This window comes from Staphylococcus sp. Ze2 (assembly GCF_048568365.1).
In the GTDB taxonomy this organism is placed as follows: domain Bacteria; phylum Bacillota; class Bacilli; order Staphylococcales; family Staphylococcaceae; genus Staphylococcus; species Staphylococcus xylosus.
Genome location: NZ_CP183486.1, coordinates 80232 through 100148, shown reverse-complemented (window position 1 = coordinate 100148; position 19917 = coordinate 80232). Strand labels below are relative to the sequence as shown.

General features: G+C 32.3%; 21 protein-coding genes and 1 riboswitch. Of the genes, 12 read left to right on the top strand and 9 right to left on the bottom strand.

Annotated elements, in window-relative coordinates:
• Nucleotides 1–37: 37 nt before the first annotated feature.
• The 4 genes from ACM591_RS00430 to ACM591_RS00415 form a co-directional block, all read right to left on the bottom strand.
• Complete coding sequence (locus ACM591_RS00430; RefSeq protein ID WP_029378851.1) at nt 38–1417, bottom strand: L-cystine transporter; 1380 nt, start codon at nt 1415–1417, stop codon at nt 38–40.
• A gap of 350 nt (nt 1418–1767) precedes the next feature.
• Nucleotides 1768–2826, bottom strand: coding sequence for a hypothetical protein (locus tag ACM591_RS00425; protein ID WP_069796764.1), 1059 nt, complete (start codon nt 2824–2826; stop codon nt 1768–1770).
• 120 nt (nt 2827–2946) lie between these two features.
• Nucleotides 2947–3612, bottom strand: coding sequence for a hypothetical protein (locus ACM591_RS00420; protein WP_029378853.1), 666 nt, complete (start codon nt 3610–3612; stop codon nt 2947–2949).
• 273 nt (nt 3613–3885) lie between these two features.
• Nucleotides 3886–4299 carry a general stress protein gene (locus ACM591_RS00415; RefSeq protein WP_029378854.1) on the bottom strand — a complete coding sequence of 138 codons (414 nt, stop codon included), beginning with the start codon at nt 4297–4299 and terminating at the stop codon, nt 3886–3888.
• 227 nt (nt 4300–4526) lie between these two features.
• Nucleotides 4527–4629, top strand: a riboswitch (purine riboswitch).
• Between the two features lie 252 nt (nt 4630–4881).
• On the opposite strand from ACM591_RS00415, the gene xpt reads away from it, so the two are divergent.
• The 5 genes from xpt (at nt 4882) to ACM591_RS00390 (ending at nt 10747) form a co-directional block, all read left to right on the top strand.
• On the top strand, nt 4882–5463 hold the full coding sequence (gene xpt / locus ACM591_RS00410) for a xanthine phosphoribosyltransferase (protein ID WP_326008328.1): 582 nt from the start codon (nt 4882–4884) through the stop codon (nt 5461–5463).
• Entirely contained in the window at nt 5460–6728 is a 1269-nt protein-coding gene (gene pbuX / locus ACM591_RS00405; RefSeq protein WP_038679582.1) for a xanthine permease PbuX, read from the top strand. The genes xpt and pbuX overlap by 4 nt, the downstream gene beginning before the upstream one ends.
• Before the next feature lie 38 nt (nt 6729–6766).
• Nucleotides 6767–8233 carry an IMP dehydrogenase gene (guaB, locus tag ACM591_RS00400; protein WP_029378857.1) on the top strand — a complete coding sequence of 489 codons (1467 nt, stop codon included), beginning with the start codon at nt 6767–6769 and terminating at the stop codon, nt 8231–8233.
• 21 nt (nt 8234–8254) lie between these two features.
• Nucleotides 8255–9796, top strand: a complete 1542-nt coding sequence (gene guaA, locus ACM591_RS00395; protein ID WP_029378858.1) for a glutamine-hydrolyzing GMP synthase — start codon at nt 8255–8257, stop codon at nt 9794–9796.
• 387 nt (nt 9797–10183) lie between these two features.
• Nucleotides 10184–10747, top strand: a complete 564-nt coding sequence (locus ACM591_RS00390; protein WP_326006572.1) for an LPXTG cell wall anchor domain-containing protein — start codon at nt 10184–10186, stop codon at nt 10745–10747.
• Between the two features lie 106 nt (nt 10748–10853).
• On the opposite strand, the gene ACM591_RS00385 is transcribed toward ACM591_RS00390, so the two are convergent.
• Together ACM591_RS00385 and ACM591_RS00380 are read right to left on the bottom strand one after the other, a co-directional pair.
• Nucleotides 10854–11192, bottom strand: a complete 339-nt coding sequence (locus tag ACM591_RS00385; protein WP_186335409.1) for a hypothetical protein — start codon at nt 11190–11192, stop codon at nt 10854–10856.
• Between the two features lie 284 nt (nt 11193–11476).
• Complete coding sequence (locus ACM591_RS00380) at nt 11477–11683, bottom strand: hypothetical protein (protein ID WP_029378882.1); 207 nt, start codon at nt 11681–11683, stop codon at nt 11477–11479.
• A gap of 397 nt (nt 11684–12080) precedes the next feature.
• Here ACM591_RS00380 and ACM591_RS00375 point away from each other — a divergent pair, with 397 nt between their 5' ends.
• From ACM591_RS00375 to ACM591_RS00365, 3 genes are all read left to right on the top strand, one after another.
• Entirely contained in the window at nt 12081–12347 is a 267-nt protein-coding gene (locus ACM591_RS00375) for a hypothetical protein (protein WP_029378883.1), read from the top strand.
• A gap of 41 nt (nt 12348–12388) precedes the next feature.
• Entirely contained in the window at nt 12389–12733 is a 345-nt protein-coding gene (locus tag ACM591_RS00370; RefSeq protein ID WP_029378884.1) for a DUF4260 domain-containing protein, read from the top strand.
• 412 nt (nt 12734–13145) lie between these two features.
• On the top strand, nt 13146–13457 hold the full coding sequence (locus ACM591_RS00365) for a hypothetical protein (RefSeq protein WP_029378885.1): 312 nt from the start codon (nt 13146–13148) through the stop codon (nt 13455–13457).
• A 179-nt stretch (nt 13458–13636) separates the two neighbouring features.
• Here ACM591_RS00365 and ACM591_RS00360 read toward each other — a convergent pair whose 3' ends face one another.
• The gene (locus tag ACM591_RS00360) at nt 13637–13801 is read right to left on the bottom strand and encodes a hypothetical protein (protein WP_167330414.1); all 165 of its coding nucleotides are present in this window, start codon (nt 13799–13801) and stop codon (nt 13637–13639) included.
• 95 nt (nt 13802–13896) lie between these two features.
• On the bottom strand, nt 13897–14103 hold the full coding sequence (locus ACM591_RS00355; RefSeq protein WP_029378886.1) for a hypothetical protein: 207 nt from the start codon (nt 14101–14103) through the stop codon (nt 13897–13899).
• Between the two features lie 542 nt (nt 14104–14645).
• On the opposite strand from ACM591_RS00355, the gene ACM591_RS00350 reads away from it, so the two are divergent.
• The 3 genes from ACM591_RS00350 (at nt 14646) to cspD (ending at nt 17288) form a co-directional block, all read left to right on the top strand.
• Nucleotides 14646–15920, top strand: coding sequence for a dicarboxylate/amino acid:cation symporter (locus tag ACM591_RS00350; protein WP_029378887.1), 1275 nt, complete (start codon nt 14646–14648; stop codon nt 15918–15920).
• Between the two features lie 404 nt (nt 15921–16324).
• Nucleotides 16325–16519, top strand: a complete 195-nt coding sequence (locus ACM591_RS00345) for a hypothetical protein (protein WP_278197934.1) — start codon at nt 16325–16327, stop codon at nt 16517–16519.
• Between the two features lie 568 nt (nt 16520–17087).
• Nucleotides 17088–17288, top strand: a complete 201-nt coding sequence (gene cspD, locus ACM591_RS00340) for a cold-shock protein CspD (protein WP_011303913.1) — start codon at nt 17088–17090, stop codon at nt 17286–17288.
• A 258-nt stretch (nt 17289–17546) separates the two neighbouring features.
• Here cspD and ACM591_RS00335 read toward each other — a convergent pair whose 3' ends face one another.
• Nucleotides 17547–18986, bottom strand: coding sequence for an MDR family MFS transporter (locus ACM591_RS00335; RefSeq protein WP_069796776.1), 1440 nt, complete (start codon nt 18984–18986; stop codon nt 17547–17549).
• 369 nt (nt 18987–19355) lie between these two features.
• On the opposite strand from ACM591_RS00335, the gene ACM591_RS00330 reads away from it, so the two are divergent.
• Nucleotides 19356–19871 carry a GrpB family protein gene (locus ACM591_RS00330; protein ID WP_306806870.1) on the top strand — a complete coding sequence of 172 codons (516 nt, stop codon included), beginning with the start codon at nt 19356–19358 and terminating at the stop codon, nt 19869–19871.
• The last annotated feature ends 46 nt before the right edge of the window (nt 19872–19917 follow it).

The following is a 19917-nucleotide window of genomic DNA, read 5'->3' as shown; positions in this document are numbered from 1 at the left end:
CAAATATATGAAATGAGGAGCAGGAAGTAATTTTGTATTAATTTGTAATTTCAGTATATTCTTTTTGATTGTAAGTGTCTTGATCTAGGTTGTTTGTGAGTTTTGCTGTACCTGTACCAGCAAGCATAGAATCATTAACATTTAATGCAGTACGTCCCATATCGATTAATGGTTCGACAGAGATTAAGACACCTGCTAGTGCAACTGGTAAATTCAATGTAGATAATACAATGATAGAAGCGAATGTAGCACCGCCCCCAACACCAGCTACACCAAATGAACTAATGATTACTACGCCAATTACAGCTAATATAAATTGTAAGTTAACTTCCACGCCAGCAGCGGGTGCTACCATGACTGCAAGCATAGCAGGGTATATACCGGCGCAACCATTTTGTCCAATTGACAGACCGAAGGATGCAGAGAAATTCGCAATTCCATCTGGCACGCCTAGGCGATTTTTTTGTGTTTGAACATTAAGAGGTAATGAACCAGCACTAGAACGAGATGTGAAGGCAAATAATAGTACTTCGCCAGTTTTTTTAACGAATGTCACTGGGTTCAAACCTATACCTGAGATAATAATTAAATGAATAATATACATTACGATAAGTGCTACATAAGACGCAATTACAAACTTACCTAAAGTCCAAATTGCGGCAAAATCACTTGTAGCAATTGTAGAAGTCATAATCGCTAAAATACCATAAGGTGTTAAGCGCAATACGAACGTTACGATTGCCATAACTAAGCTATATAATGCATCGATACCACGTTTAAGTAGGTTGCCACTCTCTGGTTGTTTACGCATAACACGTAAGAATGCAAAACCGATAAACGCTGCAAATATAACTACGGCGATTGTAGAAGTTGTACGCTGACCAGTAAAGTCTAAGAATGGATTACTAGGTAATAATTGTAAAATTTGCTGCGGTAATGTATTGGCTGTCATATCTTTAGCCTGACTTGCCAGTTCGCTACCTCTTGAACTTTCGGCGCCGCCTAAATCAATAGAAGAAGCGTCTAAACCGAAGGCAAGTGCTGAGATAATACCAATAATTGCAGATATTGCGACAGTACCTATAAGAAATACAAAGATATAAATACCAATCTTAGCAAACTTATCTCCAATTTTAATTTTCGTGAATGCTGAAACGATTGAAATGAATATTAGAGGCATTACAATCATTTGTAATAAAGAAATGTAGCCATCACCAACGATACTAAACCAATCCATAGTTTGTTTAGTAACTTTAGAGTCCACACCATAGATTAAGTGTATTACGATACCAAAAACGATACCGATACCTAAAGCAGAGAAAACACGTTTTGGAAAAGAAACGTGTTTTCTAGCCATTATATATAATCCGATGAGGAAGGCCACAAAAATAATGATGTTAAGAATAGTCAATAACATAAAAAAAGGACCTACACTTTCTTATTTAATTTTTTAATCCGATACGTATACTAAGGATATTAGTAAAATCAACATTATTCAAGTTAATTACTCGAGAAATTTGCAAAATCAAAATGTCTTTATTTTCTGAAAATATAACTTGGTTTTATATAGCTCGTATAATTATATTATTACAGAGAATGGGGGTGTTTTTTTTGAATGGCTATCGAGGGTTTACATTTAAAAAAAGCGAAAAAATACAATCCAGTTTTAGAACTGGATTGTATTTTTTCGCTCTTATAATGAATGATGTTTTATTCGGTGGTAACTATATTTTATTCATACTATACTTTAAATCAAAAATGATAGTTTTATAAATTAAATAAACGGGCAAAGAAACCTTTACGCTCTTCTTTTGGCGCTTCGTCAACTGAAGTTGATGTGTAAGAAGTTGTATTGGCAGCCGTTTCATCTTGAATGCTTATTTCAGTTACTTCATCTTTGATTGTTGCATCATCAGTGGCTGACGTTGATAATTCATTTCCTTCGTCAGTAGCGGTAGTAGCATCTGCAGCTTTATCAGCTGACTTCGTTTCAGTTGAATTTGCTTCTTCTACCTTATCATTACTACCACTAGTAGTAGATTGTTCGCTTACTGGTGTAATTTCAGGTTCGTCTGTATGTGCCTTTGCTTCAGTAGCATCTGGTTTACTGTCTGAAGTAACTTCGTCTGATGTTTCGTTTTCGACTTTGTCGTTAACGTCTTTGTTCGCTTCTGGTTGAGATTCAGTAGATGATTTTGTAACTACTGATTCAGTTGAAGTTTCAGTTAAAGCATCATCTTTCTGAGCATTTGTAGATTGTGAAGCGGCAATATGCGCAGTTTCAACGTTTGATTTAGCTAATTCAGATTGCTCTTTTTGTGAATCTTGAATAGCGCTTTGAGTTGATTTAATCTCATTAGTAGAAGATTGGATGGCCTGTAATGATTCAGTATTGGCATCCAATTTAGACGTGATTTGATTTTGCATCTCATGTAATTCTTGTTGTTGCTGGTGTACTTGATTAATCATTTGACCAAGCATATGACGTTCGTCACGCATTTTTTGAATTTCAGAACGTAAATCATCTACAAGTTTAGATACATTTTGATCTGTAGGTAAATTACTACTATCGTCTTTAACTAATACTTGTAAAAAGTCTTTTTCTTTTTCCAACTCTTCAAAAGCTAAATCATAACTATTTGTCTGTTTTACTTTTTCAGCAATATCTTGGAATAATTCAATATCCTCTTCTTGGAAATCTGTAGCTTCACGGCCACGATATTCTGTTTTACTAAGTTGGTAACCGCGTTCTTCTAAATGTTGAACGATTTTACGGACTTGTTTTTCACTTAGCTCAACACGTTGTGCAAATTCTTTGGTTAACATAGAAATAAGTCCTTTCATTAATGGATTATGTATACGGACGTTTGTCTTCGGTTAGTGAAACGTCAGTCTTACCTCTATGCTAGTTTAAACTGTTTTAATAGTGATTTCAAGTAGTGGTTCCTATGATTTACGTAAATCCATTTCTTCGAGTAATGGATAAATAATATTTCTAGATATTCTGTTAGCAAAGACATATTTGAGGATATAGTTTGATTTTATACTAGGGCCATAAATATCTTTGGTTAGTTCAATATTAGATTTTATAAATAAATCCATGGGTTTACCTTCGCTATATCCTTCAAGATTTGGTGCTAAATAATTAATGTCATATTGTTTTTCGAATCCATGTTGATATAGAAATTGGCGCCTATTATCCAAAATAGCTATAACTTCCTCAGAAATTTCTTCAGGTTCTTTTTCTACTTCTAACATGATGAAGTTAACATCGTGTTCATGTAGTTGGTTCGATAGGATATTGATTTCTTTCTGGATACGCGCAAGCGTTTCAGTAATTAGCTCATCGTGGTTTGGTTGATCATTAGCAATTAAATAAATTAAAAATGCTGAGTTAGTTGTTGCCTCATAATGCGCAGTTGCTAAACTCACGACAGTGTCTGACTCGATGCCAACTAAAAAAATATAATCATCTTTAGTATGCTCGTTTTTAAGTGATTGTTTAAATATTGGCTCGTATTCAGATAATCCGATATCAAATTTAGCGTCATACAAATTCATGGCTGATTTGAAGAAGGGATCATCAATTGATGTGATAATTTTGAATTGCATATATACACCCCCGAAATTATTGCGTTCATTATAACATAGTAGCAAAACTTGTAATGTAATTTATAGGTAGAAGTATGGCTTGGTAATAAAAAGGGAGCGACACAGAAATCAAAAGTTACAATTGATTTTCTTGGTTCGCTCCATCAATATAAATTAGTCATTTGAAATGTTTGTTACAAGTACATTTTAGATAACTGCCAATGTTGGTATATGTCATATTATAATTGGTGAATGGTATTAAGTGCCCAAATTCTAAATTTATGAGATTTGAGTTTAGGATTTAGGTCCTTTAGATTCTTCAGCATAATGATGTTGAACTACCGTTTCATTTTCATAAGCTGCATTTGCATTTTCTACTTCTTCATGTGAAGATTCATCTTTCGTAGCAACGACAAGATAGTTGCCGTCTAAGATTTCTTTCTTATAGCGTTCCATTTCAGCGTCTGACAATTTATAATAGGCTAAGACAACCTCTTCACCGTCTTCGCCAGTTAAGATTTTGGCCATTTTATCACTGAAAGAACCGCTTGTAGCTGTTAAATTTACTTCGGAATCATGCAACTCGTCGATATGAAGTTTTGTTTTACTGATAACAGAAATCTCTGATTCCTTATAACCTTCTGCAATCTTGTTTTTGACTGCATCAATTAACTCTTCGCTTTTTTGAATAATAGTGAATTCTGACATTTTGTGATCCTCCATCCGTTGTTCTATTAATTATTATGTGTTTACCCAGTAACTTAAATAACGAAACGAATACAATTTAATTATATTACGAAGTTTTACACCTGGCAAACAACATTTTAACGCAAATGGTACCGTTTACTTTATGTTAGTGAATATACTAAGTTACCCTTCGAAAAGCGCTTACAATCAATAAGTATATTGAAAAATGTGCCGAAATTTGCTATCATCAGTTAATAATTTATCTAACTCATATAATCTAAAGGATACGGCTTTAGAAGTTTCTACCATGTTGCCATTAACGACATGACTATGGGTAACCTATACAATGCTTTAGCAATTAAAAGCGATTTAAAAAGTTGTACATATCGGACTATACTTTTTAAACCGTTTCCTCTTAATCGATGTTATAAACTTATTTTTTACATATTTAATTAGGGAAATGAATGTAGAATCTTAGCGCTTTAGACATCATTTGAAAATTAGGATAATAGCTGCTTACAGTATTGCACGTTCACTCATAGATCCTGAAACTAAGTTAGTTTAGGGTTTTTTTTGTACACAAAATGAGGAGGTTTTTTACGAGTGGATTTGTTGAAGCAGAAAGTCGAAGCAGATGGTGTCGTCATTGACGAAAAGATTTTAAAGGTAGATGGTTTTTTAAATCATCAAATCGATGCCAAGCTGATGCATGATGTAGGGCGAACTTTTTACGAGCAGTTTAAGGACAAGGGCATCACAAAAATATTAACGATTGAAGCGTCTGGTATTGCACCGGCGATTATGACAGCTATGCACTTTGATGTGCCATGCCTCTTCGCTAAAAAAGCAAAACCAAGCACATTAAAAAAAGATGTGTATCAAGCAGATATACATTCTTTTACTAAAAATACGACAAGTACGGTGATTGTATCTAAAGAGTTTTTAGATGAAAATGACAAAGTGCTTATCGTAGACGACTTTTTAGCTAATGGAGATGCATCTTTAGGTTTAAATGAAATTGTGCAACAAGCCAATGGTACAACAGTTGGTATAGGCATTGTAGTAGAAAAAAGTTTTCAACCTGGTAGAGAACGTTTGGAACAAGCTGGTTTAACAGTTTCATCATTATGTAAAGTGGCTTCACTAAGTGGAAATAAAGTTACTTTCGTTGGCGAAGAAGCATGAAAACCTTCATTTTAAGTTTACAGCATTTATTAGCAATGTATGCGGGAGCGATACTCGTACCTATTATTGTAGGAACTAGTTTAGACTTCACACCTGAACAAATTGCTTTCTTAGTTACAGTGGACATCTTTATGTGCGGTGTAGCGACGTTCTTGCAAGTATGGAAAGGTACAGGCATTGGTTTGCCAATTGTATTAGGCTGTACATTTACTGCTGTGGCACCAATGATTTTAATTGGTCAAACTAAAGGTATTGGTGACTTATATGGCTCACTCTTCTTGTCGGGTATTCTAGTTGTAATCATTGCGCCATTCTTTTCCTATTTGGTGAAGTTCTTCCCTCCAGTTGTTACTGGAAGTGTGGTAACAATTATTGGAATTAACCTAATGCCAGTTGCAATGAATTATTTGGCAGGAGGGGAAGGTGCTAAAGACTACGGGGATCCTAAAAATATCCTCTTAGGTGTTATTACTTTGGTTGTTATTTTGCTCGTACAGCGTTTTACTGTAGGATTTTTAAAATCTATCGCTATACTTATCGGACTCATTGTGGGGACGCTACTAGCCGGATTCCTTGGAATCGTAGATGTAAATCAAATTGGTACGGCGCATTGGTTTGCGTTACCCCAACCGTTTAGATTTTCAACTTTTAGCTTTGACTTCGGGGCGACACTCGTATTCTTTATAGTTGCATTAGTAAGTTTAATAGAATCAACAGGTGTATACCATGCATTAAGTGAAATAACAGGTAAACCATTGGAACGCAAAGATTTCCGTAAAGGTTATACAGCAGAAGGTATCGCTATCATCTTAGGCTCTATCTTCAATGCATTCCCTTATACTGCATATTCACAGAATGTAGGTTTAGTATCATTGTCAGGTGCGAAAAAGAATAAAGTGATATACGGTATGGTCATATTGCTAGTTATTTGTGGGTGTATTCCTAAATTAGGTGCATTAGCAAATATGATCCCTCTGCCAGTATTAGGTGGAGCGATGATAGCTATGTTTGGCATGGTCATGGCATATGGTGTTAGTATATTAGGTAATATTAATTTTAGGAATCAAAATAATTTGTTAGTTATTGCTGTATCTGTAGGACTAGGAACAGGTATAAGTGCAGTACCTCAAGCGTTTGACGCCTTAGGTGAACAATTTGCATGGTTAACTCAAAACGGTATTGTACTAGGTGCAATTTCAGCAATTGTTTTGAATTTCTTTTTTAATGGCATTAAGCATCAACAAGACACGGAAATTATGAAATAATAGAACTATAAAACAATTATTTAGGAGGCTGTACAAGTATGTGGGAAAATAAATTTGAAAAAGAATCTTTAACTTTTGACGATGTGTTATTGTTACCAGCAGAATCAGATGTATTACCGAAAGAAGTGGACTTAAGTGTTCAATTATCAGAAGGTATTAAACTGAATATTCCAATCGTATCAGCAGGTATGGACACAGTTACAGAATCAAAAATGGCAATTTCAATGGCTAGACAAGGTGGACTTGGTGTTATTCATAAAAATATGAACATTGAAGATCAAGCCGACGAAGTTCAAAAAGTAAAACGTTCTGAAAATGGTGTCATCTCGAATCCATTTTATTTAACTCCAGAAGAGAGTGTTTTTGAAGCAGAAGCATTGATGGGTAAATACCGCATTTCAGGTGTGCCAATTGTTGATAGTAAAGAAACTAGACAATTTGTTGGTATTATTACAAACCGTGATTTACGTTTTATCGAAGACTTTTCAATTAAAATTTCAGACGTAATGACAAAAAATAATCTTGTTACAGCTCCTGTAGGTACGACATTAGAGGAAGCAGAGAAGTTATTACAACAACATAAAATTGAAAAACTTCCATTAGTTAAAGAAGGTCGTTTAGAAGGATTAATCACAATTAAAGACATTGAAAAAGTTCTTGAATTCCCTAATTCTGCTAAAGATGCACATGGTAGATTATTAGTAGGTGCAGCAATTGGTATTGCGAAAGACACTGATATCCGTGCGCAAAAACTTGTTGAAGCTGGTGTAGACGCATTAGTTATCGATACAGCACATGGCCACTCTAAAGGTGTATTAGAACAAGTTGAACATATTAAGAAAACATTCCCACAAGTTACTTTAATAGCAGGTAATGTGGCTACAGCTGAAGGTACAAAAGCTTTATATGAAGCGGGAGCTGACGTAGTTAAAGTTGGTATTGGCCCTGGTTCAATTTGTACAACTCGTGTCGTTGCAGGTGTTGGTGTCCCACAAATTACAGCTGTTTATGATTGTGCTACAGAAGCGCGTAAACACGGTAAAGCAATTATTGCAGATGGTGGTATTAAATTCTCAGGAGATATCATTAAAGCATTAGCTGCAGGTGGACACGCAGTTATGTTAGGTAGCTTACTTGCAGGTACTGAAGAAAGCCCTGGCGCAACTGAAGTGTTCCAAGGTAGACAGTACAAAGTATATAGAGGTATGGGCTCATTAGGCGCAATGGAAAGTGGTTCGAATGACCGTTATTTCCAAGAAGACAAAGCACCTAAAAAATTCGTTCCAGAAGGTATTGAAGGCCGTATCGCTTATAAAGGTGCTCTACAAGACACTATTTATCAACTTATGGGCGGCGTAAGATCTGGTATGGGTTATACTGGTTCTAAAAACTTAGAAGCATTAAGAGAAGAAGCTCAATTTACACGCATGGGACCTGCTGGTTTAGCAGAAAGCCATCCACATGATGTTCAAATTACAAAAGAATCACCAAATTATTCATTCTAAGTTAAAAGGAGATTTAAAGTTATGGAAATGGCGAAAGAGCAAGAGCTCATACTTGTTTTAGACTTTGGTAGCCAATACAATCAGTTAATTACACGACGTATTCGTGAAATGGGCGTATATAGTGAGTTACACGACCATGAGATTAGTATGGAAGAAATAAAAAAATTGAACCCTAAAGGTATTATCCTTTCGGGTGGACCAAACTCAGTTTATGAGGAAGATTCGTTCACAATTGATCCAGAAATATACAATTTAGGAGTGCCGATTTTAGGTATTTGTTATGGTATGCAATTGACGACTAAATTATTAGGCGGAAAAGTTGAACGTGCCAATGAACGTGAATATGGTAAAGCAATCATCAATGCTAAAACTGACGAATTATTCTTCGGTTTACCGGAAGAACAAAACGTTTGGATGAGTCATTCAGATAAAGTTATCGAGATTCCTGAAGGCTTTGAAGTTATTGCTGATAGCCCAAGCACAAATTATGCAGCGATTGAAGATAAATCACGTCGTATTTACGGTGTGCAATTCCATCCAGAAGTACGTCATACTGAATATGGTAATGACTTATTACGTAACTTTGTACGTCGCGTATGTGAATGTACAGGCGAATGGTCAATGGAGAACTTCATTGAAATCGAAGTTGAAAAAATCCGTAATCAAGTTGGAGACCGTAGAGTGTTATGTGCTATGAGCGGTGGTGTTGATTCATCTGTAGTAGCAGTATTGTTACACAAAGCAATTGGTGATCAACTTACATGTATCTTTGTAGATCATGGCTTATTACGTAAAGGTGAAGGCGACATGGTTATGGAGCAGTTCGGTGAAGGATTCAATATGAATATTATTCGTGTTGATGCACAAGAACGTTTCATGAGTAAACTACAAGGCGTGTCGGACCCAGAACAAAAACGCAAAATCATCGGTAATGAGTTTATCTATGTCTTTGATGATGAAGCATCTAAATTAAAAGGTGTAGATTTCTTAGCGCAAGGTACACTTTATACAGATGTTATCGAGTCAGGTACAAAAACTGCTCAAACGATTAAATCACACCACAATGTGGGTGGCTTACCTGAAGATATGGAATTCCAATTAATTGAACCTATCAATACACTATTCAAAGATGAAGTGCGTGAACTAGGTATCGAATTAGGTATTCCAGAGCACTTAGTATGGAGACAACCATTCCCAGGCCCAGGTTTAGGTATCCGTGTCCTTGGAGAAATTACTGAAGACAAACTTGAAATTGTACGTGAATCAGATGCGATTTTAAGACAGGTTATCCGTGAGGAAGGTCTTGAACGTGAGATTTGGCAATACTTCACAGTGTTACCAGGTATCCAATCAGTAGGTGTTATGGGAGATTACCGTACGTATGACCATACAGTTGGTATTCGTGCCGTAACATCAATTGATGGCATGACAAGTGACTTTGCACGCATCGACTGGGAAGTCTTACAAAAGATTTCAAGCCGTATCGTAAATGAAGTAGATCACGTTAACCGCGTTGTCTATGATATTACATCTAAACCACCAAGTACAATCGAGTGGGAATAATAGTATAGAATGACGAAACCCCTTAGGCATAGGCTTAAGGGGTTATTTTTGTGGGTTTGAAATAGTTTTTTATCAGAAAAAGAGAATTACTTGTAAATAACAAATCTTTTTAATCTGTCGTTTCTTAGCTATAATATTAACGATTTTTCTGTGTTAAATTTCCTGCTTTTACGAGAGGGAATGTGAAAAATTCAATGCTAATTTCATTTTGACAAAATTAAAAGCAATAAATCTGCATAACCATGAATAAAATTTTACTCACATAGTGCTATATTTTACTCATTTAAAAATATTATGTCCATTCAACTCATTTTATCTTAAGATAATTATAGATAAAGCTATTTTAAACTTTTATTTAAACATAATTTTGTAAAAGGTGGAATGAGAATGGGGAAGACTTTTATAAAAGTAGTATTTAATAGCGTGTTATCAACATTTTTAATATCATTAGTAACTCTATCGAATATTCCAGAAACACAGGCAGAAGTATTAGATCACAGTATATTACATAAGGATGGTAGTTTTACGCCTGCAAATGTGACACCTCATAAAGATATAACAGAAGTAGAGCAACCTAAGGAATTTCAGGATGCTACAAAATCAGACGGAATTATAAACAATAACAAATCAGAGGGAACAATACTGAATAAACATGCAGATAAAGTAAAAAATGAATTTGATTCAAATGAGCTAAAAAGTGAAAAACCAAGTAGTGCTTTAAATGATGGAGAGACAAAAAATAGTTTGTTGAATCCTGATGAGAGCAAGTATAGTAAAGTACCAAATACAAATAAAGTAACAAAAAATCAACAAGAAGAAAAAATAGAATTACCTTCAACTGGTGTGAAAGGAAACCTAAATTCTACATTAGTTGCTACTGTATTATTAAGTATTGGCAGCTTGTTTTTATTTAAAGGTATCTATTCTATTTTAATTCGTAAGGTTAATTAAGTTTTCGAATTAAATATTTTTACAAAAGCAGTATAGGACCGTTATAAAAAACGAAACTACACTGCTTTTTGTTTTTATGGACTTTTTGATTATAAAATAATCTATATTATCCTTTAGAGTTATATTTTCTTTTTACATAAAAATAGTTCATAACGCCCAACAAAATGATGGCTAAAAGATATACTAATTCAGAGTAATCTTTTGCCAAGCTATTATCATTATTCCAGTAACCAAAGTATTTCATGATTACATTTAAAAGTAAGAAATATACAAACCATACAAAAGTCCTTGCAAAAATTTCAATAATCATTGATTGTTGCTGTGTATTAAATGAACTTTTATTATTTTTATGCCCGGTAGTTTCGGAAGGCAAGTAGCGAATAGTCAAAGATGTCCAAAAAGCACTAAATATAAAAATGATAGTAAAAAATGCAAAAGTCTTCAAAAAAATACCCTCCAGTGAGTCGTCATTGATTTAATAATTATCTTCACTATTTTGTAATTTTTAGTTCGGTTTAAACTAATTGAAGCGAATATGTATTAATTTACTACTTAATTTCTCTATTAATGTCGTTCTTCAAAACCACAGAAAATGCATACAAGAAATGCAATAAAAGTGGCTGGTACAAAGATTGAACAAATTAGTAAAGGTATAGCCATGAGTATATAGTTATAGTCATATTTGTATTTACTGAAGTTCACGATTTCACTCTCCAAGATAGAAGTAATCTATTTTTTATTATGTTCTTCTATAGTAACTCCTTCATTTTTTACCTTTTTACTATTTTCTCTTATTAGTAATGCAATATTAGTAATAAATACGATTCCCAATATGATTGATAAAGTTAATCCTCCTACATCTGTGTTATTAAAGACGATTAATGTAATCATAAGTACAATGTTAATAATGTGATGTACATACATAGCTTTTGTCATTTATAATTCTCCTTAATTTAGGTTATAGTTTTAAGATTTTTTCTTCTAATGTAAGGTTAGCAAAAATAAATATGGATTAACAGTCTTGTTACGAGCAATATATTGTTTTTAAAAATATGATAATATGAAAACATCATCTAAAATATATGAATAAAGGATTATAGACGGTATGAAATAGATACTACTTGTGATCCAAGTTGTTTTGTCTATTTTCTTGATGATTTTTACATATAAACAAATAAACCAAGATTATTTAAATACATTATTTATAGCCTAGGTAATATTTATGTATATTATATGTATTTAGGTTTCATAACAGGAAAGCACTGTAATGTAGTTTTTAAATTTTTAATTTAAGTAGTGATGATTTACATATAACAGAAAGGGGATTAGATTTATGAGTAGACGTGTAATAAGTGGATTGAAAGACGGATTATTTGTTCTGATTAGTGTGGTTTTAATTGCGTTTCTCTTAAATTATTTGGGATGGGATTTTGGAAAAAATAGGATTTGGAATGGTTTAGGAAATTTAAATTTAATTCAATTTTTTAATAACAATGAACTAAATGGTTTGCTTGTTTTAGGGATGATTCTAGGAGTGGTCGCATTTATATTAGGATTTACTATGTCTGATAAAAAGTCACATGGAGCGAAAGAAAAGTAATGTTTCAACTATAGTTATAATATAAATTAGGGGATGGGTATTTGAGTAACTTTATTAAGTTAGAAAATATATTTGTATTCCTTGTAACGGTGATTGTGTATTTAATGTTTGGCTTTTCAATTTGGATGTTTTTATTATTTTTATTAGTACCAGATATATTTATGGTGGGTTATATGATCAATAAGGAAATTGGGAGTAAAGTGTACAATGTTGGGCACACATATATAGTGCCTATATTATTCGCTTTATTATATTTAATATTTAACGAGGGATTATTACTTCAAATAGCTTTGATCTGGTTTGCACATATAAGTATGGATAGGTCTTTTGGATTTGGTCTTAAATATGCATCTGGATTTAATGAAACCACTATTCAAAAAATTTAGCCACAGCTAATATTACTTTAATAGAATATTATATCTCGTGTAGAATGGAGTGATATTATTCTAAAATCTCAACAAATATTAGTAGGAATCACGTTGTTCCTATTATAGTAGAAACTTTAAGTATTAATATATTAGGTTTCAGCTCAACTTTAATCAGAAGTACACAGGGAATATTTATTGGCATGTTTATCATTTTTACTTACAGACAAATTAAACGCAAAGGTTTTTAAAATTTCCTAGAAGCGTCTTATTTTCTAAAATCTAATATTTTGTGTTTAAAATATTTATCATTTACTACTAAATAATGATACCTTTTTTATAAATTCAATCATATTGTACGATGCTTCTATGGACTGATTTAATATTTTTAACACCATATTAAAATAATATTATCTTAATATGGAGGCTATTTATGAAAAACGTACTATTATTAACAAGTGTCATTTTATTATTGATGGTAGCGTATTTCGTTTATGCTGTTTACAGTTTAAATAAAGAAGAATATTACTTTGGTATTGTTAATGAACAAGGAAAAGTTGATAAGTTAGTTGATAAGGATAATGACACTGTTTTAAATTATCAACTAGCTAAAGAAGACAATAATATTAAAAAAGGTCGTTGGATAAAGGTTACTTATACAGAAAATAAAGGGACGATAGTAGAGCAAAAAAATGTTGATGAGAAAGATGTTCCTAAATCAGTTAAAGATAATTTTAAGCAGTGATACAATTTTATTGTGAAATATTGTGTGTAAATACTAGCGATGAACGAATGTATTAGAAAAAATGTTACTGCAATATATAATTAAAAGGCATGGATACGGAATCAAACTAGCAATTTATTTCCGTATTCATGCCTTTTATGTAGTTGAGTTTTAGCAATATGATAAAAAAATGATTTAAATTACATTTTCACTTTGTCTTGATATAAAATCCCCACACCATAACTACTAGAGCCGATAGCATAATCAAATTTAATGATTTCAATATATGGATTTTCCTCTAAAAATGCATTGACCTTTTTATTTAATCCTTTTTCTGTTACTGCACTGATATTTATAAATTTCATCATAACACGCTCCTTTTAAAATGGTTGATTGTTATACTACATTATCGATAAGTAGCTATTTGATTTCTGTGAAAATGAGATACGTTCAATTATTTTTATGCTTTTAAGAAAGTGTAGAAAAGCAAAGTATAGAAAGACGAGAAAATCATTAAGCCAATTATAGATAATATGACAGCTGTAGTACTGTCGTTTGTTAATATATTGTTAATATTTGCATAGGTAAATAACACCATAACAGGTGAATTAGCCACTATAACAAAATATTTGTTTTGAGGACGGTCTCTAAGTATGTGTCTTGCCATTATTCTTTCTCCTTACTTATAAAAACTTATATGAAGCATTAATATTTTTGGTGCACAATATATTGAATGTGTAATTTTATATTATCAAAGAATGCAATGGTTGTGAACGTAGATTTTCATAAAAGGAAAAGAGGCTTTAGCGTATGGCTATAATATTAGATTATTGATAAAACGATCTAGTGCAATTTAGAGTATATAAAAATAATGAAGGTGTATTGTAAAATGACGTATATTAATATAAATAACACTAATTTTGTATGTAAAAAGCTATTTTTGACAAATTTGTGTATAATTCAGAAAGCGCTTTCTTATTATGCTTTGATGACCTTTGAACTCCTATAGGTATAAGGCTGAGAGCGAATTCTTTTTTTAACTAAAATGTACAAAATTCTGATATAATAGCTTAGTTGTACAAAAATCATAAATAATTTTTAGAATCATGTAAATTTAATATATGAGTGGAATTTTCTTTGTGATAAACTGTATTTTGTAGAAAACTAGCATTTATGCAAATGCTAGCTTAGATAAGGGGATGAACAAGAGTGAGAGTAATTAAAAGAATAAACCTACCGACGCAAATTATCATAGCATTGGTATTAGGGATAATTTTAGGTAGTATCTTACATGGAAATAAAGATGTAATTAACTATATACAACCATTCGGTGATGTATTTATAAATTTAATTAAAATGTTAGTAGTACCTATTGTATTTTGTTCTTTAGCACTATCTATTTCAAATGTTGGAGACACAAAAACTATTGGGCGCTATGGCGGTAAAACATTATTATACTTTGTTATTATGACAAGTTTTGCAATTTTTATGGGACTAATATTCGGTAATTTATTTAAACCGGGTCAAGGACTGAATCCTGATTTATTACCTAAAGGTGATATTTCAAAATATGAATCAACTGCAAAGGCTGCAGAAGGCACTACATATGGAAATCATTTAATCGATACAATTGTTAATATTATACCGACTAACATAGTTGAAGCATTTGGATCTGGAGAACTTTTACCGGTCATATTCTTCTCAGTATTTTTCGGTTTGGCATTAGCTGCTATTGGACAAAAAGCTCAACCTGTTAAAGACTTTTTAGGTGGCGCATTAGAAGCTGTATTCTGGATGATTGGCAAAGTATTATTATTAGCACCAGTTGCAGTATTTGCGTTTATTACGACAACGATTATTACTTTTGGATTATCAGCATTAATTCCACTGTTCAAACTATGTTTAACAGTAGTCATTGCAATGTTTTTCTTTATTTTCGTTGTATTAGGCATTGTTTCAAGAATCTGTGGAGTGAAAATTACGCAAATCATCAAGTTGTTGAAAAATGATTTAATGCTTGCATTCTCGACTGCAAGTTCAGAAGCTGTATTACCAACAGTTATGAAAAAAATGGAAAGATTTGGTGTGCCTAGGGATATCGCATCCTTCGTATTACCAACTGGTTATTCGTTTAACCTTGATGGTGCGGCCATGTATCAATCTATTGCAGCGTTGTTTGTCGCACAATTATACGGTGTTGACTTAAGTATTACTGAACAAATTATCTTAATGGTTACGCTAATGCTTACTTCAAAAGGTATGGCTGGTGTGCCAGGGGCTTCAATCGTAGTGTTATTAACAACATTAGGATCGGTTGGATTAAATCCACAAGGTTTAGCACTTATTATAGGTGTAGACAGAATCTTAGAAATGCTTAGAACATGTGTTAACGTATTAGGAAACTCAGTAGCTACAATCTTTATTGCTAAAACAGAAGGTGTTTACGATAAAAAAGAAGGCGAAGAGTATCTGAAGACAATATAGAAAATCCCCCTCCTTTACCAATTGTAAGGGAGGGGCTTTTTATTGTGATTTTTGAAATTAGATAAATTTTCATATTAAAAATAAGTGTGCATTAGAAGCAAATAAAAAAGTGTAACTATAACGATATTTAACAAAAGCATGAATCGAAATTGCTTTCCGTTCATAGGCTGAGTCTGATTTTTATATGCTTTTTTATTTACATTTTGACGCGTTTGTATCGCGTTATTCCAAGACATTATACTAACAAAGAGAATACCTATCAAAATTTTAAGGGTAAGATTCAATGCATGTCTCTCCTTAAGTTGATTTTATATTTTTATAAAAAATAAATTGTGTTATGATTTCTTATAAGATAACACAAATTTAGTTTTTCAAAAATATACTTAAGTAAAAGATGCGATAATATGCAACAGAAAAATAAATTAGGTACTGGCTTTCTAATTTCTAGTTTTATCAATATTGTCTTAGCGCTGATAGTTGTTTTTGGTATATCTATATTTAGCCATACTATACTTATAGTACTTGCATTGCTTACGATGATAAATGTTATTTATTTGCTATATAAGGCATTCTATATATTTAGAGAAGAAAGAAGTTAACATTTCTGCAATCACATTATTGATTATTATATTTTTAATAAATATGCTTGGGGCATTATATTTATTAATAAAACTTTTGAAATTAAAAAAAGAGCAGGCTCCTGATCGTGAATATAAAAGAATGATAAATCATATGTCTCCATACTTGTGGACATCACTCATCATCTCTGTTATTTTATTCATTATCGCATTAATTGTTGGTGGATTTTAAAATTTTGAAAAAGGGAATAATGTGATTCTGGAATTTAAAGAATAGATTATTTTAAAAATAGAATATTATTATTTAAGTTTATGTGAGCTATGAAAAACAAGCGTTATATAGGGATTTTTAGCTATATACAATAATAAAAATAAATAGAACAATACACTATATCGTTACTAAAAATTAAATTAATAAACTAATTTACGTTTTAGGGTGTACAAATGAACGATTACTCGTTATAATAGGTATTAAGTAATTTAGTTCGTGAAATTGATTTGTAGAGTTATTCTTTTGAATTTACTCCTTTTGATTTTTTAAGACAGATTACAAATATTCGTGCAAAAGCACATATGGAGGAATTTAATTATGAATAACGGTACAGTTAAATGGTTTAATGCAGAAAAAGGTTTCGGTTTCATCGAAGTTGAAGGCGGAAACGACGTATTCGTACACTTCTCAGCAATCGCTCAAGAAGGTTACAAATCATTAGAAGAAGGACAAGCTGTTGAATTCGAAATCGTTGAAGGCGACCGCGGTCCTCAAGCAGCTAACGTTGTTAAATTATAATAACGGCTGAAAGACGAGTATAACTCGTCTTTTTTTTATGCAAATTTAAATAAGAAATACGACATTTACACCCCTAACGCAACAATGTATGCGTTAGGGGTGTTTTTTTATGATAAATTATTTTCAAAGGCAGCTCAAACATTCTTAGAAAGAGCGATAGAAGCTTGTCGTTAAATATAAATTAATAAAATGCAAAAAAGGATCAAGTATATGACATTAAATGTTAATATCATATGCTTGATCCTTTGTTTATCGAGGTTATAATTCTCGACTATTGATAGTTTCTTTTTTAGTACGAATCATCAACATTAGGACGAAACCAATAATCATGAGAATTGTTGTGAAAGCAAATGCAGCGTCAACACCAAGTACGGTAGCGTGTTGCATTACTTCAGTTTTTGTTTGACTACCATTAGCATTTTCTACGTAGTTTGTTCTAACTATAGTTAAAATTGTAATCATAATAGCAGTACCTATCGCGCCAGCTATAATTCTTAATGAATTAATAATAGCAGTACCGTGCGAAATGTTTTTAGTTTCTAATGCATTAATACCAATTGTGTTTAACGGCATTATAATCAATGCAACAGCAAACATTCTGACCGCATAGATGACAACAATGTACCAATAAGGTGTTTCTGTAGTTAAGAAACAATGTAGAATTGTCATAATAATTAATAAGATAAATCCAGGGACCGCCAATATCTTCAGCCCATATTTATCATAAATTTTACCCGTATATACAGACATAAATGCATTAACTACAGCCCCAGGTAAGATGACTAAACCTGAAAGTATTGCTGATAAGCCTAGTCCTGATTGAATATACATAGGTATCAACAACGCAGGGCCAACAATCCCAATAAATAGAACCATTGAAGCGAATGCAGATAATGAAAATGTTCTGTTAGCAAACACACGCATATTTAATAATGGATTGTCTATTCTAATTTGTCTTAAGACAAAGATGCCGACAATGATAAGTCCAACTATTAATGAAATGATAACGATTGGTGAAGTAAATCCAAGGTTACCAGCACTACTAAAGCCGTAAAGCATTAGTCCGAAACCAAATGTAGAATATATCACTGAAGTCTTATCTAATTCAGTATGTTTAGTTTCATTGTTACTTTCTACAAAAATGATACCAATAATAAATGCGATTATAGCGATTACTGCTACTACGATAAACGGTGCTCTCCAACTAAATGTATCAATTAGAAAACCAGTTAAAGTAGGGCCAATCGCTGGTGCTGATTGCGCAACAATTCCTGTAAGCCCCATGGCAAATCCACGCTTTTCAGCTGGAAAGAGGGTGAAGACAGTGAATTGCATTAATGGTAACAAGATACCTGCACCGATAGCTTGAATCACTCGTGCTAACATTAGTAAACCGAATGTCGGCGAAAGTGCTGCTATGATAGAGCCAAGTAAGAATGCACTCATTGAAAAAATATAGAGTGATCTGGTGTGGAATCGGTCCATAAGGAAAGCTGTCGTAGGAATCATGATTCCGTTAACAAGCATAAATCCTGTGATGAGCCACTGGGCAGTCGTTTCAGTTATTTCTAAGCCATTAATGATGGCTGGAAGTGCGGTGTTGAGCAATGTTTGGTTAAGCATTGCAACAAAGGCACTACTGAGCATAACTAAAATGATTGTGTTTCTTTTTTTGTTCGATATTCCATTCTCCGACATTTCAATTACATCTCCTTTTATAACATCCCAACGATAGATTTTAATCCTTTTAAGTTAGCAAAGCAAACCATTCGGTTTAAAAATCTAATATTAAAAGCAATAACTTTAAAAAAATAATAATGTAAATATAAAGTTGATTGAATGTAATGAGTATAATGAATAGAAACAAAATGCATATATAGAATTAAATTGAATTTAAGATAGAACGAATAGAGCTATCATTGAGGGTAATTTAGCAGTGACTTTATTTATTGAATTGAAAATATATTTGTAAATATTAATTATAAAGATATAATTTAGTTTAAAATAATAGGGAGATTTTAAAGAGTGTTGTAATTTGCTCTTTAAATATATCGGGGGAAGGTGACTATGATGGAAATTGAAGTACAGCATTATCAAAAACAGTGGCCGGTTTTATTTGAAATTGAGCAATCAAACATCAAAGCCATTTTAAATGAGGAAGTCATAAAAATTCATCACATTGGGAGTACTGCTGTTGAAAACTTAAAAGCTAAGCCTATTATTGATATGTTAGTAGTAGTAACTAATATAGAAAAAATAGATGAATATAATAAATTATTTATGAAGCTGGGTTATATATCATTGGGTGAAAATGGAATTACAGGGAGAAGGTTTTTTAAAAAAGGTGAAAATCCACGTACACATCATATGCATATATTTCAACAGGATAAAATATATGAAATTAATCGTCATATAGCAGTAAGGAATTATTTACGTGAACATGAAGTGATTGCACGTGAATATGAACAATTAAAAGAACAATTAGCTCAACAATTTCCTAATGATAGGCAAAGTTATTGTGATGGGAAAGATAGTTTTATGAAAAAATTAGAACAAGCTGCATTAACTTGGTATTTGAAATAATTATAAAGTCCCACTTCTCGAAAGAGCCACTTTTTAATTTGTAAAG

What these genes read in the sequence shown, in the direction of transcription:
- ACM591_RS00430 (WP_029378851.1), bottom strand. Translation starts at nt 1,417, where the DNA reads ATGTTATTGACTATTCTTAACATCATTATTTTTGTGGCCTTCCTCATC.
- ACM591_RS00425 (WP_069796764.1), bottom strand. Translation starts at nt 2,826, where the DNA reads ATGTTAACCAAAGAATTTGCACAACGTGTTGAGCTAAGTGAAAAACAA.
- ACM591_RS00420 (WP_029378853.1), bottom strand. Translation starts at nt 3,612, where the DNA reads ATGCAATTCAAAATTATCACATCAATTGATGATCCCTTCTTCAAATCA.
- ACM591_RS00415 (WP_029378854.1), bottom strand. Translation starts at nt 4,299, where the DNA reads ATGTCAGAATTCACTATTATTCAAAAAAGCGAAGAGTTAATTGATGCA.
- pbuX (WP_038679582.1), top strand. Translation starts at nt 5,460, where the DNA reads ATGAAAACCTTCATTTTAAGTTTACAGCATTTATTAGCAATGTATGCG.
- guaB (WP_029378857.1), top strand. Translation starts at nt 6,767, where the DNA reads ATGTGGGAAAATAAATTTGAAAAAGAATCTTTAACTTTTGACGATGTG.
- guaA (WP_029378858.1), top strand. Translation starts at nt 8,255, where the DNA reads ATGGAAATGGCGAAAGAGCAAGAGCTCATACTTGTTTTAGACTTTGGT.
- ACM591_RS00390 (WP_326006572.1), top strand. Translation starts at nt 10,184, where the DNA reads ATGGGGAAGACTTTTATAAAAGTAGTATTTAATAGCGTGTTATCAACA.
- ACM591_RS00380 (WP_029378882.1), bottom strand. Translation starts at nt 11,683, where the DNA reads ATGACAAAAGCTATGTATGTACATCACATTATTAACATTGTACTTATG.
- ACM591_RS00375 (WP_029378883.1), top strand. Translation starts at nt 12,081, where the DNA reads ATGAGTAGACGTGTAATAAGTGGATTGAAAGACGGATTATTTGTTCTG.
- ACM591_RS00365 (WP_029378885.1), top strand. Translation starts at nt 13,146, where the DNA reads ATGAAAAACGTACTATTATTAACAAGTGTCATTTTATTATTGATGGTA.
- ACM591_RS00360 (WP_167330414.1), bottom strand. Translation starts at nt 13,801, where the DNA reads ATGAAATTTATAAATATCAGTGCAGTAACAGAAAAAGGATTAAATAAA.
- ACM591_RS00355 (WP_029378886.1), bottom strand. Translation starts at nt 14,103, where the DNA reads ATGGCAAGACACATACTTAGAGACCGTCCTCAAAACAAATATTTTGTT.
- ACM591_RS00345 (WP_278197934.1), top strand. Translation starts at nt 16,325, where the DNA reads ATGCAACAGAAAAATAAATTAGGTACTGGCTTTCTAATTTCTAGTTTT.
- cspD (WP_011303913.1), top strand. Translation starts at nt 17,088, where the DNA reads ATGAATAACGGTACAGTTAAATGGTTTAATGCAGAAAAAGGTTTCGGT.
- ACM591_RS00335 (WP_069796776.1), bottom strand. Translation starts at nt 18,986, where the DNA reads ATGTCGGAGAATGGAATATCGAACAAAAAAAGAAACACAATCATTTTA.
- ACM591_RS00330 (WP_306806870.1), top strand. Translation starts at nt 19,356, where the DNA reads ATGATGGAAATTGAAGTACAGCATTATCAAAAACAGTGGCCGGTTTTA.